The following is a 13090-nucleotide window of genomic DNA, read 5'->3' on the forward strand; positions in this document are numbered from 1 at the left end:
CTTAGAATTGCCCTCATGGACTCGCGGCGCTTCATCATCATCTTTCGGTGGACGGTTGCGGCTGCGGCTCTGGCCGGAATTGTACTCGTCTACAGCCGCTGGCTCCATGTGAACCAGACCACGGTTGCGTTGACGCTGCTGTTGCTGATCCTGACACTCGCAGCCAACTGGGGCTTCCGCTACGCGTTGGTAACTTCGCTTGCGGCAACGGTTTGTTACAACTTCTTTTTTCTTCCACCCATCGGCAGAATCACGATTGCAGATTCGCAGAACTGGCTTGCACTCTTTGTCTTCCTTGTAACTGCCGCGGTCGGCAGCCGGTTGTCCCAGAAGGCGCGCGATCAGGCGTCGCGAGCACGGTCGCGGCAGCGGGAGGTCGAGCTGTCGTTCCAACTGGGCCGCGAGCTGCTGCAACTGGACGATGTCGGCAATCTGCAAACGGCATTGCCGGTGCTCATCGCCCGCGTAACGCACGCTTCCGGAGTGGTGTTGTATCTGTTGGATGGTGACCGCGTGTTTCAGCATGGCAGCACTGTGATCAGCGCGGAGGTTCCGCACCTGCGCCAGGTAGCGCTGAGCCTGCGCGAGCCAGACCTGGAAGCGACGGGTGAGGTGCGCATTCCCATCATGGCGGGCGCGCGGCCGCGCGGCTTGCTGACCATGACCGGTGTCCGGGTGTCATCGGAAAGCCTGCAGACCATTGGCGGCCTCGTGTCTATCTCCCTGGATCGCGCTCAGGCGCTGGCCGACCTGGCGAAGGGTGAGGCGACGAAGGAAAGCGAACGCCTTCGTACGCTGATTATCGATTCCATTACGCATGAGCTGCGCACGCCGCTCACCTCGATCAAGGGCGCGGCTTCGGCGCTACGGGCGAACCGCAACATGCCGGCCGACATGCGCGACGACCTGATCGACGTGGTGGATGAGGAGAGTGACCGGCTGAACCTGCTGGTCGAGCGAGCCACCGAAATGGGCAAGCTGGATGCCCGGCAAGTTCACATGACCTTCCGCGCCGTGAACGTGCACGACCTGCTGGAGCAGGCTCGGCACGATTGCGCTTCGTCCTATGCGCACCACCCGATCACCATCGTGGATGGAAACGTTCCCGACGTGTGGGCCGACGCGGAACTGGTGCAAAAGGTGGTGTGCAACCTGATCGAGAACGCGGCGAAGTATTCACCGGAGCAGACACCGATCACCGTCTCTGCCCGGGTTCAAGGCAGTGCGGTTTCTATCGCGGTTGCAGATCGAGGCTACGGCATCGATCCTAGCGAGCAGTCGTTCATCTTCGACCGCTTCTACCGGGCGCGAAATCCGCATGAGCATATCTCGGGATCGGGAATGGGCTTGGCCATCAGCCGCGCGATTGTCGAGGCGCACGATGGAACGATCGAGGTGACCAGTCAACCGGGTTCGGGTTCGGTGTTCACCTTTACCCTGCCGCTGGCCACAGCCGCGCATGAGGCGACGCTCGTAGAGATGTGACGCCTGCGCGTGAAGCGAGCCGCGCTTAGAAATGGAAGACCAGGTCGCTGGCCGCGGTGAACTGGTTGATCGCTGTGCCGTGATTGTAGGTGCGGCGATCCCACGCGTGGTCGAAACGGATCTCGGGGCGAAGTTGAATCGTAGATCCGATCCAGTGGTTCCATGCGAACGTCCACTCCGACACTTTGCCCGCGTACCCGGTGCGCTGCCCCTTCTTGTCGTTCAGCAGATCGTTGCGCAGCGTCAGGTAGTTGTGCGGCCCAAGCTGCTTATTTACGTAGTTCACAAAGGCATACTCCTGGGCGAAACAGGTTGCCTTGCCGGGTGAGCAGTTGGCACCGTTGGTGCCCTTTTCCGGAGTGATGGGACCGTTCACGCTGGGAACGTCGCGCTCGTACATGAAGTAGACCTCCGTCGCCATGTGCCAACTGGAGTTGAACTTGTGGTACCAGGTTTCATCGAACATTTGAATATTGTTGAAGGCGTATTTGCCGTCGTTGATGCCGTTCACGCAGGTGTAGCTGTTGTTGTTTTCTGACTTCGACGATCGACTCACGCACCCCATGAATGAGGGCTTCGCGTCGCTGGTCCAGGGCGCGACATCATGGCTCGCAGAGATGCCGAGTTGGATCACCGTCTGCTTATTGGCCTGGATGGTCGCGAGCGCGCCTGTGTCGGTGAACGGGTCAACCGAGTAGAGCAGGGAGTGGCTGAAGACGTAGTTGTTCGGAGTGAGTTGCGCTTCAATGCCGGGAATGGAAATGAAGCGGCCGACACGCAGGTTCATGCCTTCGGCAACATGCGGGAAGTACACGTCCACGTACTCCAGCGCGGGGTCAAAGCCGTACTGCCGGTTGTTGTCGAGCAATTGGCTGCTGAAGTAACCCTTGTTGGTGGTCGACCGGTAGTCCGTTCCAAACAGCGAGGTCAGGTGAAAGCCCCAATCGATGTGATCGCGCTGCACCGAGTCGGGAAGCCGTTCCACGTAGACAACGAACTGTCCGAGTTCGAGGCGGTTCGGGTAAAAGTCATTCGCCACAGGATTATTGCGCGCGCCCTGGGCGTTGCCAGCGGTGCTGCCGTTCACCGTGGGCTCCACCCAGCCGTACACTTTCACCCGGCCCTTGGCGCCGTTCAGGGCAGTTTGCAGCGGGTATGAATTTGTGTCGGGTTCACCGATGGTGGGTGAACCGCCGTAGCTCCAGTCGGCGCTGGGGAAGGGCGGCGAGCTGAGGGGAGATGGAAGACCTCGGCGGGCCGGAGCCGGGCCGGACGCGGCGGTGCCGTTCCAGTCCTGGCGGTAGTAGGCGGCCAGCCTCTGCCAGAAATCACCAGACTGCCCCGGAGACGCGCTGGCGCTTGGTGCTGTTGGAGTCGGGCCGGCGTCCGCGGGGGCCGGCGAAGTCTGCGCAAGGCAGAGGGAACTGGCCAGAAGGACTGGAATCGAAAGAATCCTGATACCGCTCTTCATATTCCTCTACTGAGATGCCGGGTGCGCCCTCCTGCAGTTCCGTCTATAGAGGTTTGTGCGCCGGCAGTGGTGTTCGCGCTAACCGAGGTCAACCATGCGGTCGAGCCTCCATCGCTCGTGCGCTCTCACGCTGCGTGCAAGAGCCGGACGATGCACCACGTCCACACGGCCAGCAGAGTCGCTGCTTCCGCAAGCACCAGAACGCCGATGCGTCGGCAAACCGTGACTGGCGGAGTCTCAGCGGAATCGTGGCCTGCACTTCGTCCCGAGGCGCCGGGCAGCAGGCCGCCGGCTGCCTCTCTGCGCCGCGGCGACAGCAGCATTCCGCCGAAGCACAGCAGGCGGATTGCACCGACGGGGATAAAGAGGTACACCAAACCGACCAGCAAGGCCGCGGGCGAGATCTGCTGGTGCGGATGCGCAACGGCGTCATGGACGCACCACCATGTCAGCGCTACCGTGCCGCAGCCCAGGGCCGCACTGAACAGCGCCGGATAGAGCATGAAAGCACGGCGAGCTTTCTCCTGCGCACGGGTCTCTCGTGCCGCTGCCGCTTCCATGCCTGCCGACGCCACAGGGACGGAGGTCTTCATGCCGGGAGACATGGGCTCAACCGCCAATCCTGCAACGTGTTCACGTCCAGGGCACGCAACAGATCAAAGGGCTCGTCGCGCACGTCGCCCGTGTATAGCCATCGATCCTGGTCAGGTTCCGCAATTACGACCGGGATGCGATCCGCGAAGTGCCGCATCGCTGCGGAGACCGGTGTTGTGACCACAGCAAAGGTCTCTACCGGGTGGCCGTTGTCGTTACTCCATGTCTCCCACACGCCGGCCAGGCCGAAGATCTCACCGGAGGCGAGCGCCAGGGAACACATGCTGCCGGTCCGGTCTGGGCCGTGCTGCAGGTCGGTTACGTGGTCGGCAGGAAGGATGCATCGCCGGCGCCGAAACGCACTCCGGTAACAGGACGAGCAGGAGAGGCTTTCCGCGTGCGCCGCTTCCCGCTCTTCCGCTCCACCCTCATCGTGGGCATACGCGGGGATCAGACCCTGGCGCATCCACACAAGTTCACGTTGCCCCGTGCGTGACAGGCGAAGCACGGGATAGTGTCGGTGACTGTACGCCGTGCCGCGATGTGTCCACTGCGGCGTGGCCTGCGGTGCAACATGAGCCCAGGCGAAGAGGCGCTCCGCATCCATGGCGAGTTCAAAACTGGGATGGATCATAAGTGGCTGTATTGCTGCCAGGTGGGCCTCCGCTGTGCAGAAGCCCACCCGCGAGCGGGTTGAGATTGCCTAGAACTTCACAAGAAACGCGAACGTCATGCGGTTCTCACTATTGCGCAGGTCAGGCGACCAGCCAGGCACAGCAGCACCGGGCGTACCTGTGTTTCCTCCCGGCGGCGTTACGCCGCCCGGCCCGCTGAAGTACGGCACGTTTGCCGCGCGATGGTTGTACTCCAAGCGGTATGTGAAGTACTGGCTGGGCATGTAATCCGCAGTGACCGAGGCATCCCAGGCCTTGAACGGATCGCCAGGATTCTCAGTGAAGTACGTTGTGCCCGAAGCCGCGGTCGCACCATTGATCGGCGGCAGCAGCACCAGGTAGCGGCCTGGATTGTTGATGCGTCCGCCGCCGAGCGTCAGCGCGTAGCGATCGCGGTCGAACCAGAGGCGGTTGTAGAGCATGAAGCCCAGGAAGCTTTGCTTGGGGCCGTTCTTGCCATTGCCGAAGCAACTGACGCCCCCACCGGATTCACAGCCGGCGTCGCCTGTAAGGGAGAGTGCGGCCTTGCTGATCCGTGCATACTGGCTGCCTGCCTGGTAGTACTTGTACTCGATGCTGTCGTCGGTGTGGTAACGCGTGCGATCCTTCACGCCCAGAGCATCGCGTCCTAGAGCGTATTGGTTGCCCAGGATGGACCACCGTCCATTGGGACGGTACAAGATCTGGCCGCCAAGGCCGGGGCGGTTGTTGAACTTCCCATACGACTGCCAGCCGTTGGTGAACCAAGGCTCAATCTTCAATTTCGCCGTGGGATACCACTGCAGCCGCACACCGTTGAAGAACCATGGCGTGTTCGACGACACATACGAGGGCTGGTACGCCCAGTTATCAAACTGGTAGTAAGAGAATAGGCCGACATAGGACATGAAGATGCCCGCGTCCAGGTTGATGCCGTGCTGCACATTGAAGTGATACCCGCCATACGCCTCTGAGACATAGCGGTAAGCGTCTGCCAGGTTCCACTGGCCGCGGGCGGGGCTGGCGTCGTTGCGCGGTGTCGTTTCAGAGTAGAGCCCGAATTGTGTCATCAGGCGAGCCCGGACGTTGTCGTAATGGAAATCACCACCTACGCCGAGCTGCGTGAGCTGTACTTCACCTGAGCGGAAGACTTCGCTGGAGCCGGAGATGGTGTCGTCCTGCGGGTGGCGAAAGTCATAGGTGTAGTTCACGTCCGCGCGAATCTCTGGCGTGAAGAACTTGGTCGCATACGGCGTATCGATGGTGCGTGCGTTTCCGTTGAGCCAGCTGTAATCGGCATAGGCAAACGGCTCTGAGTGTTTGTCGTCAGTGGCGGCGTGTTCCACGGCCGGCTCTGGAGGCGCGCTTGCCTTCGCCGTCGTGCTGTCTTCCTCAGCAGCGGTTGGCGCAAGGCTCTGCGGTACTACTTCGGGTGTGGTGCGGATCGCGGCAGGCGACGATGAGTTCGGTTTCCGCATGGCATTGATCTGCTTTTGCAGTTCGTCGATCTTTCGTTGCAGGTCGTCGATCTGGGCGTTTCGTGTGGCGTCGTCTTCCTGGCCGGTTTGCGCATGGCAGGTTGCGTAGGAAGGGATTGCCAAAACTGCCAGCAGCGCAAGGGTTGTACTGAAAATCTTCCCGCGCTCTGTGGTTTTGTTCAACATCTCTGCTTTCTCATTTCTGAGCCGCACTAAGCGGCCTCTCCCCATTTCATTCCGGAAGAGATGAGAAAGGCATAAGAACGCTCGTGAAGTAGAGCAGAGCTTACCCGCGCTCTGCAGGTGCTCTGTTGTAGGAGCCGAGTTGCTCGTAAAAGTGCGCTTTCCTGTTCACTGCTTTTTGCGCTCCGGTTATTTTCCAGAGACAACGTCATCCCGCTGCTGCGCAAGATATCTCCATCTCCGAGTTGCAGAGATGGCGATCAGCTCTCCACGCTGACCCGTCCTTGTAGTAGTCAGCGCCTGCGGTGTTGCCCGACCTTTGCACAGGTGTATGTCACTGCCCCCACTCAGCAGCAGCCAATAAGAAGCAAGCGTTTATTCAGAGATGTCGTGGTGAGGTATTGCAGGAGAACGTCGCCCGTGATCGATCAGCCGAGCGGCTGCGCCGGCTTCATCTCTGGGGCGGCTCCAGCCAGGTGGGTCGATGTGAACGGAGTCTCGCTGTTTGGCGACGACGATGCGTTCAGGACTTCCTGGAAGAAGAAGAGCGGCCGCTGTTTACTCTCGGTGTAGATGCGGCCGATGTACTCGCCCACGATGCCGAGCGAGAGCATCTGCAGCCCCGCCATGAAAAGCATGCCGATGAAGCTGATGGCCCAACCAGCCACCCAGGACGACGTGAACAGCCGCACGGCCAATGTGTAGAGAATGCCTACGAGCGCAGCAGTGGCAGCGAAGAAGCCGAGGATCGTGACGATGCGCAGTGGAACCGTCGAGAAGCCAACGATCCCGTCGGTAGCAAGCATGAGCATGCGGCGCAGCGGATACTTGGTAGTCCCCGCGAACCTGGCGTGCCGCTCGTAGCGCAGCCCTGTTTGTTTGAAACCGATCCAACTGCCCATGCCCCGCAGCAGCCGGTGCCGCTCTGGCATTTGTGCGAGGGCCTGCACCACTTTGCGATCGATCAGTCGAAAGTCCCCGGTATCCAACGGAATCTCTACGTCAGAAAGACCGTTCATCAGGCGGTAGAACAGCTTGGCGGTAATCAGCTTGAAGCGGCTCTCGCCCTTGCGGACATCGCGCACGCCATAGACCACCTGAAACCCTTCGCGCCACAGCCGGAACATCTCCGGAATCAGCTCAGGCGGGTCCTGCAGGTCGGCATCGATAATGACGACGGCCGCTCCCCGAGTGAGGGTCAAACCAGCGGTCACGCCGATCTGGTGGCCGAAGTTGCGGCTGAGCCGGCCGATCGTGACATGTTCCCGATCGGTAAGATGAAGTTCTTCCAGGAGAAACGGCGTCGCATCGCTGGAACCGTCGTCGACAAAGACAATCTCGTACGGTACAGCCATTCCCTGCAGCACTTTTGTGAGCTGACTGTGACATTCTGCAATGACCTCTGCCTCGTTGAAGCAGGGGACAACAATGCTTAGGGTCGGCTCCATAGCCGCATTATGGCAGATGCAGCCGCGGAACCGGGGCTGGAACGCGTTGCTGAGCAGCTTTCCGCCAGGTTCTGCTTCTCAGGCCTGCGTGCGTCCCTTACCTAAACGGGTATCCTTGCTGGTGAGGGACTTATGGACACCAACAACTCCGCCAGGCGCACCGAAGACATCGCGCTCGATCTTCTGAAGTTCATTGCATCGACCACGAACGTGGTGAAGGGCAGCGGCGGCGGCACACCTGGGTTTGCGGGCGCCACCATTGCGAAGCCCGAAGACCAGGTAGGCCAACTGTTGGATCTGTATGGCCGCTGCCGTAAGGCGGTTGAGGGGTCTCTGTAAGCTCGGCGAGGCGGTCAGAGTGGCGCGTCTTCAGCCAGCTCCTAATTCGCTCTTCGGTGATGCGACCGGGCCTCATTCGGAAGCGCCCGGCTGGACGGCGCACGACTTGCAGGAGCAGCGGCGCCTGGTCGCCATGCACCAATCGCTGCTGAATGCCTGTGGAACTCCGCCGCAGCGCGAGGTCTGGGACCCGCTGACCCAGCTCATCTACTCCCTATGTAGTTCCCGCACCAAGACGCCGGAGTCGCACGCTCTGCTGCGGGCTCTGCGGGAACGTTACGACGGGTGGCCAACGGGGCCTAATAGTTGGGACGAAGTGGGGTGGGAGCGGCTGCGGGATGCTCCCGTTACGGAGATCGAAGAGACCATCCACATGGCCACTTTTGCGGACCGCAAAGCACCGCAATTGAAGGCCACACTCGAGCAGATCACGGCACGTACGGGAGCGTTGTCGCTGCTGTTTCTTGCCAACTATCGCACCGCGAAGATTCGCACGTGGCTGGAGCAGTTTCCAGGCATCGGGTCGCAGGTGAGCGCTGCCGTGGTGAACTTCTCCTCGCTGCGTCGACCGGTGATCAGCGTGGACGGCCACCATCAGCGCGTGTCCGTACGCATGGGCTTTGCACCGGAGCGCAGCACGCCGAGACAGGTCGAAGACGCGCTGATGCGCATTGTCCCTAGCGACTGGCAGGCCGTGACCATGGACGACCATCACCAGTTGGTGAAGTTGCTGGGGCAAACCCGATGCACCCCGAATCAGCCCGCCTGTTTCGCTTGCCCGCTGGTTGAGCTTTGCCCGACAGGAAGCTCAAAGATCCGCCACTATCCCGCAGTGCTTCAGTCGAAATACTGAGGCGCTCGAGCCAGCTAGTGGAATCGTCGATACAGAAGGAACACCCTGATTGCCGGTGAAAGAAGATGCCAGTGCAAACGGCGCTAAGTCCGCGCCGTTTGCACTGGCATTGCTTTGCCCCGCGTCTCCCTCAGGGCGCGGGAGTTCGCTTGCTCGGTATCGAATACCTACGCCGAGGCGGCCGGCACAAAGCCGTCACAACCGCTGATCGGCGTCACCTTCAGGTGAAGGCTGGAGTGTTTGGGGTGACCGCATTCGTCCAGCAGCACCACATCTGCCTGCTTGCTGGAAATGATGCTGACCAGCGCGTCGTTCTTTGCGTGGTTCTCGCCAAAGTGGCTACACAGCCCGCACTGTCCGTCATGAAGAGCCTGCATGATATGTTCCTCCGTCCATGAGTGAGAGACGGAATCGTGGCCGCATGTTGCTCGTCTGCAAGCGATCTCCACACGGAAAGACGCTGCACCACTCGCTTCAGGAAGAAGTCGTTTCTTGTCGCCCACCATGTGCTTCGCTAGGCTGAAGGACATGCATCTTTTTCGCAGAAGTACGTTGGCGCTCGCCCTGCTGTGTGGAATGCGCGCCGTGGCACAAGGGCCATCCGCTACCGGGCAGCGTCCCATCCCGGTCAAGGCCGTCGTCGTCACTATGTTCGAGATCGGCAAGGACACCGGGGACGCGCCCGGCGAGTTCCAGTACTGGGTTGAGCGCGAACACCTGAACCATCGCTACGCGCTGCCAGCCGCGTATCACGACGCCTTGATGAACGACGACGGTGTGCTCGGCATCGTGACCGGCATGGGAACGTTGCGCGCCAGCAGCACCATCATGGCCCTGGGGCTTGATCCAAGATTCGATCTGTCGCATGCGTACTGGATCGTCGCGGGCATCGGCGGCATCGATCCGCAGGCCGGCACGCTTGGGTCGGCGGTGTGGTCGGACTGGATCGTGGACGGGGATTACGCGTACGAATTCGATGCCCGCGAGATACCGAAAGATTGGTCGACAGGGTACGTTCCATTGCGGAAGAAGACTCCGTACGAAGAGCCCAGGACCGATGACAACGGTATGGCGTTTCAACTGAACAGCAAGCTCGTCGACTGGGCGGTCCGCCAGACGGAGCACACTCCGCTGATGGACCTGCCCGGCTTGCAGGAGCGCCGTCTACAGTTTGCGGGCGATGCCGCGCATACCGCGCCCCGGGTGCAGCGCGGAACTGCGATGTCTTCCAGCACGTACTATCACGGGCGCAAGTTGAGCGAGTGGGCGCGCGCGTGGGTGCGCTACCAGACTGGCGGCAAGGGCACTTATGCAATCAGCGGCATGGAGGATTCGGGAACGCTGTACTCGTTGAGCCAGCTTGCGAAGACCGGTCGCGTTGACATGAACCGCGTGCTCGTTTTGCGGACAGCAAGCAACTTCGATCAGCAGCCAGCGAGTGAGCCGCTGGCCGACGAGGCGTTCAGCAGCAAGATCGCAAGCTACAGCGCCCTGCAGCCGTCATTGGAAAATGCATTTCGAGTCGGCGATGCGGTTGTGCACGAACTAGTGCAGGGTTGGCCGAAATATCGCGATACGGTCCCGGCCGCCCAGTAGCCGGCCGACAATGCCAGCTTTATGCGGTGAAGCCGATGCTTGTGCGAAATCTGTCAGGTGTGGCAACACGCAGCCGCAACCCGCCGTCCCAAACGGTGTCTTCTCGTATGTCGTTGCTCCGAATTCGGAGCGTTGCTCTGAACGAGACGGGCAGGAAAGGAACTTCGCATGAACATCAAGGGACGTATCGTAACGGCCGTGTTCGCAGCAGCTTTGGCTGTGCCGGCGATCTCCATGGCGCAGTACGGAAATGGGTACGGACCGCCGCCTCCGCCACCTCCGGGACAGGGCCCGGGAGGATGGGATGCGCCTCCGTCTGATTTTCGCCAGGACGTTCAGCGTCAGGGATGGCGCGATGGCATGTACGGCGCCAGCCAGGATGCGAAGAATGGACGTCGCCCAAATGTGATGAATCGCGATGAGTACCGCAACTATCGTGGACCGGCGCGCCGTTTGTACCGTGCGGCCTTCCAGCGTGGCTATGCGGCGTTCTGGTCGCATCAGGGTGGGGGCCGTCCGTACTAGGCCGTCCTCGTCAGAGAGAAGCCCGCTCCTGCAGGAGCGGGCTTTCTTATTTGCGTTCCGTGATACTGCGATCTACCGTCAGGCGAATATCTTGGCTTCGTTCGTTGGCGCTTGCTCCGGGCGGTCCAGCGGGGAATAGGCGTAGTACATGTCACTGATTGTTTTCAGTAACTGCTGCGTCAGTTCGTCCGCATTCTTTGTGGTCATGCCGACGGTATCGATCGCTTCCCCGACCACCAGCAGCAGCGGCCGTGGCGACAGCGAGTAGGTGTGCATGGGCAGTAATTCAAATGTGCCGATGAGCGCCAAGGGAACGAGCGGTACCTGTGCCTTGATCGCCATAAACGCCGCACCCGACAGGAACTGCCTCACGTGTCCGTCGCTGGACCGGCTTCCATCCGGAAACAGCAAGATCGGCATGCCATCTTTCAGCGTCTTCACGCCGCGGGTCAGCCCTGCAATCTGCGAGCGAAGACTCGACTGATCGATGGGCACCTGCCCTGACCGCGTCAGGTGCCACCCGACTGCCGGGTACTTGAACAGATAATGGTTCGCCAGGATGCGGAACTGGAAGGGAAGCGTTCCGAACAGGGCAGGCGTGTCCATGTAGCTGAGGTGGTTGCAGGCATACACGGCGGCACCGCTGCGCTGCAGCCGCTCGGGATGTACCACCGTCAGCCGCGATCCCGAAAGCAGCAGCATGCCTTTCGCCCATGCCTGTGCCACGCTGTGCTGCTGGCGTCCAGACTTGTCCCACAGCGAACAGAACAGCGAGAGCGATCCACACGCCAAGGTCCACACTGCCATAAGCGGGATCAGCACAAGGTACGTCACCCACTTCCAGAAGGCAGACGGTTCGCGCCGTGTCATGCGAGGCAGGTCGCGCTGCGTTCGTTCACCATTCTCCACGGCCAGTTGGCTCACTTCTGCTCCTCCGAATCAGCCAGCATGGCTTCTTTCCATTCAGCCACAAGGTAGACCGACCCGGCCACCACCACGGAACCGTTCGTGGCAGAGCGAAGTGACGTGTACGCCTCGGCGATACCGGAAAGCAACTGCACCGCTTCGTCACCGGACTGCTTGTGCATCGCGACTTCATGCCCTGCGTGTCCAGCAGCAATGGTGGCAAGCCGCTCCGCACCGGCAGCGCGCGGCGAATGCACGGGCACCAGGATGACGCGGTCACCTGGTCCGTCAAAGATGGGGAACAGAATCTGGGCCATCTCCTCCAGCGCCTTGTCTGCCAACCCGCTGAACACAAGCGTGCGGGGCGCGGGCAGGGTCTCGTCCGCGAACGCGCGGGACAGGTACGACCGCAGCGTCCACACGCCTGCAGGATTGTGTGCCACATCCATCAGCAGGGTGGCTCCGCCAGGCAGCGTGGTTCGCTCCAGCCGGCCAGGCCAGCGCACCTCCCGGATGCCGCGCTCTGCCGTTGCCGCCGTAATGCGGTCAAGCCCGGTCCGGGCGGACAGCCACTCCGCCGTCGCCAGCGCCAGGGCCAGGTTGCGCCGCTGGTGGTCGCCAGGCAATTGCGGCGTCACCGTGAAGGCGCCGCCGAACGCAGGAACCACATAGCTGTCGCTCACCGCCTCGCGTGGCGAGGGCTGTGGCAGGTACGCCGCTGCATTTACGCCTGTAACGTCCAGCGCCACGGCTCGTTCGCCGATCGCGGAGTTCGCCTCAGGATGTTGCGGCAGGGTGACGAGAGTTCCGCCGGGCCGCAGAATGCCGGCCTTTTCGCGTGCGATCTCGGTAATGGTGTTGCCCAGCCACTCCTGGTGGTCCAGGGCAATGTCGGTGATCACGCTGCATACAGGCTCGACGATGTTGGTTGCGTCCAGGCGTCCGCCCAAGCCCACCTCGAGCACCGCCATATCCACACCTGCGTGTTGGAATGCGTGAAACGCGATCGCGGTCACAGTCTCGAAAAAGCTAGGCATTTGCGGCAGATCGCCGCGAGCGACCAGATCGCGGGAGGTAGCATCCACCGTGGCAAAGCTCTCCGCAAACGCCTCATCTGCGATGGGTACGAGCGAATTGCCAGGCTGGGCCGGGTCGCTGATCTGTATGCGCTCGTTGACTCGTAACAGGTGCGGCGAGGTGTACAGGCCCGTGCGATAGCCGCTGCACGCCAAGATGCTGGCCAGCGTCGCGGCAGTCGATCCTTTGCCGTTGGTCCCGGCGATTAGAACGGAGGGGAACTGAGTCTGTGGGTCGCCCAGGGCACGCGCCAACACGCGCATATGCTCCAGCTCAAACTTGCGTCGGGTACCCGCCAGCTCGGCTCCGGCGGTGGCCAGCAATTGGATGGCCGCTTCATAGGTCATGCGAACCTGATTGTAGCCAGAGCGCCCAATCCTGTCGTTTGCACCGGCGGATGTGCAGGTTGATCAAGCAGGGACTGCAGCGATCCCGCGTCGCATGAATCTATCGGCCAGAGTGCGTCCAAGGTTAGGCCGACT

General features: G+C 61.3%; 13 protein-coding genes. 5 read left to right on the forward strand and 8 right to left on the reverse strand.

The genetic code is table 11. From position 1 onward, the window contains the following. Positions 1 to 15: 15 nt before the first annotated feature. Positions 16 to 1485, forward strand: coding sequence for a sensor histidine kinase (locus OHL12_RS14185; RefSeq protein ID WP_263414469.1), 1470 nt, complete (start codon positions 16 to 18; stop codon positions 1483 to 1485). 25 nt (positions 1486 to 1510) lie between these two features. Here OHL12_RS14185 and OHL12_RS14190 read toward each other — a convergent pair whose 3' ends face one another. The 5 genes from OHL12_RS14190 to OHL12_RS14210 all read right to left on the reverse strand — a co-directional run bounded on the left by OHL12_RS14190 (position 1511) and on the right by OHL12_RS14210 (position 7312). Beyond that, complete coding sequence (locus tag OHL12_RS14190) at positions 1511 to 2956, reverse strand: porin (protein ID WP_263414470.1); 1446 nt, start codon at positions 2954 to 2956, stop codon at positions 1511 to 1513. A gap of 125 nt (positions 2957 to 3081) precedes the next feature. Next, entirely contained in the window at positions 3082 to 3549 is a 468-nt protein-coding gene (locus OHL12_RS14195; protein ID WP_263414471.1) for a hypothetical protein, read from the reverse strand. Further along, on the reverse strand, positions 3546 to 4184 hold the full coding sequence (locus tag OHL12_RS14200; protein ID WP_263414472.1) for an SOS response-associated peptidase family protein: 639 nt from the start codon (positions 4182 to 4184) through the stop codon (positions 3546 to 3548). The genes OHL12_RS14195 and OHL12_RS14200 overlap by 4 nt, the downstream gene beginning before the upstream one ends. Positions 4185 to 4253: 69 nt before the next feature. Continuing rightward, positions 4254 to 5804, reverse strand: a complete 1551-nt coding sequence (locus OHL12_RS14205) for a porin (RefSeq protein WP_263414473.1) — start codon at positions 5802 to 5804, stop codon at positions 4254 to 4256. A gap of 488 nt (positions 5805 to 6292) precedes the next feature. Beyond that, positions 6293 to 7312, reverse strand: coding sequence for a glycosyltransferase family 2 protein (locus OHL12_RS14210; protein ID WP_263414474.1), 1020 nt, complete (start codon positions 7310 to 7312; stop codon positions 6293 to 6295). 132 nt (positions 7313 to 7444) lie between these two features. Between OHL12_RS14210 and OHL12_RS14215 the strand changes: the two genes are divergently transcribed. Beyond that, positions 7445 to 7651, forward strand: a complete 207-nt coding sequence (locus OHL12_RS14215) for a DHH family phosphoesterase (RefSeq protein WP_263414475.1) — start codon at positions 7445 to 7447, stop codon at positions 7649 to 7651. A 19-nt stretch (positions 7652 to 7670) separates the two neighbouring features. Next, positions 7671 to 8504: an endonuclease III domain-containing protein gene (locus OHL12_RS14220; protein ID WP_263414476.1), complete on the forward strand. Its 834-nt coding sequence runs from the start codon at positions 7671 to 7673 to the stop codon at positions 8502 to 8504. Positions 8505 to 8671: 167 nt separating this feature from the next. Here the strand turns inward: OHL12_RS14220 and OHL12_RS14225 are convergent, their stop codons facing one another. Further along, a complete protein-coding gene (locus OHL12_RS14225; protein ID WP_263414477.1) occupies positions 8672 to 8881 on the reverse strand; it encodes a hypothetical protein in 210 nt (69 codons plus the stop codon). Between the two features lie 151 nt (positions 8882 to 9032). Between OHL12_RS14225 and OHL12_RS14230 the strand changes: the two genes are divergently transcribed. Beyond that, positions 9033 to 10100: a purine-nucleoside phosphorylase gene (locus OHL12_RS14230; RefSeq protein WP_263414478.1), complete on the forward strand. Its 1068-nt coding sequence runs from the start codon at positions 9033 to 9035 to the stop codon at positions 10098 to 10100. Between the two features lie 168 nt (positions 10101 to 10268). Then, positions 10269 to 10625 carry a hypothetical protein gene (locus OHL12_RS14235; protein WP_263414479.1) on the forward strand — a complete coding sequence of 119 codons (357 nt, stop codon included), beginning with the start codon at positions 10269 to 10271 and terminating at the stop codon, positions 10623 to 10625. Between the two features lie 78 nt (positions 10626 to 10703). Here the strand turns inward: OHL12_RS14235 and OHL12_RS14240 are convergent, their stop codons facing one another. After that, positions 10704 to 11549 (reverse strand): lysophospholipid acyltransferase family protein, encoded by an 846-nt coding sequence (locus OHL12_RS14240; protein WP_263414480.1) that lies wholly within the window; start codon positions 11547 to 11549, stop codon positions 10704 to 10706. Then, the gene (locus tag OHL12_RS14245) at positions 11546 to 12955 is read right to left on the reverse strand and encodes a bifunctional folylpolyglutamate synthase/dihydrofolate synthase (RefSeq protein WP_263414481.1); all 1410 of its coding nucleotides are present in this window, start codon (positions 12953 to 12955) and stop codon (positions 11546 to 11548) included. Before OHL12_RS14245 ends, OHL12_RS14240 begins: the two co-directional genes overlap by 4 nt. Positions 12956 to 13090: the final 135 nt, after the last annotated feature.

The organism is Terriglobus aquaticus, from assembly GCF_025685415.1.
GTDB lineage: Bacteria > Acidobacteriota > Terriglobia > Terriglobales > Acidobacteriaceae > Terriglobus > Terriglobus aquaticus.

Coding starts and splice junctions, on each gene's coding strand:
- OHL12_RS14245 (WP_263414481.1), bottom strand. CDS start 12,955: ATGACCTATGAAGCGGCCATCCAATTGCTGGCCACCGCCGGAGCCGAG.
- OHL12_RS14210 (WP_263414474.1), bottom strand. CDS start 7,312: ATGGAGCCGACCCTAAGCATTGTTGTCCCCTGCTTCAACGAGGCAGAG.
- OHL12_RS14225 (WP_263414477.1), bottom strand. CDS start 8,881: ATGCAGGCTCTTCATGACGGACAGTGCGGGCTGTGTAGCCACTTTGGC.
- OHL12_RS14215 (WP_263414475.1), top strand. CDS start 7,445: ATGGACACCAACAACTCCGCCAGGCGCACCGAAGACATCGCGCTCGAT.
- OHL12_RS14185 (WP_263414469.1), top strand. CDS start 16: ATGGACTCGCGGCGCTTCATCATCATCTTTCGGTGGACGGTTGCGGCT.
- OHL12_RS14190 (WP_263414470.1), bottom strand. CDS start 2,956: ATGAAGAGCGGTATCAGGATTCTTTCGATTCCAGTCCTTCTGGCCAGT.
- OHL12_RS14235 (WP_263414479.1), top strand. CDS start 10,269: ATGAACATCAAGGGACGTATCGTAACGGCCGTGTTCGCAGCAGCTTTG.
- OHL12_RS14200 (WP_263414472.1), bottom strand. CDS start 4,184: ATGATCCATCCCAGTTTTGAACTCGCCATGGATGCGGAGCGCCTCTTC.
- OHL12_RS14230 (WP_263414478.1), top strand. CDS start 9,033: ATGCATCTTTTTCGCAGAAGTACGTTGGCGCTCGCCCTGCTGTGTGGA.
- OHL12_RS14195 (WP_263414471.1), bottom strand. CDS start 3,549: ATGAAGACCTCCGTCCCTGTGGCGTCGGCAGGCATGGAAGCGGCAGCG.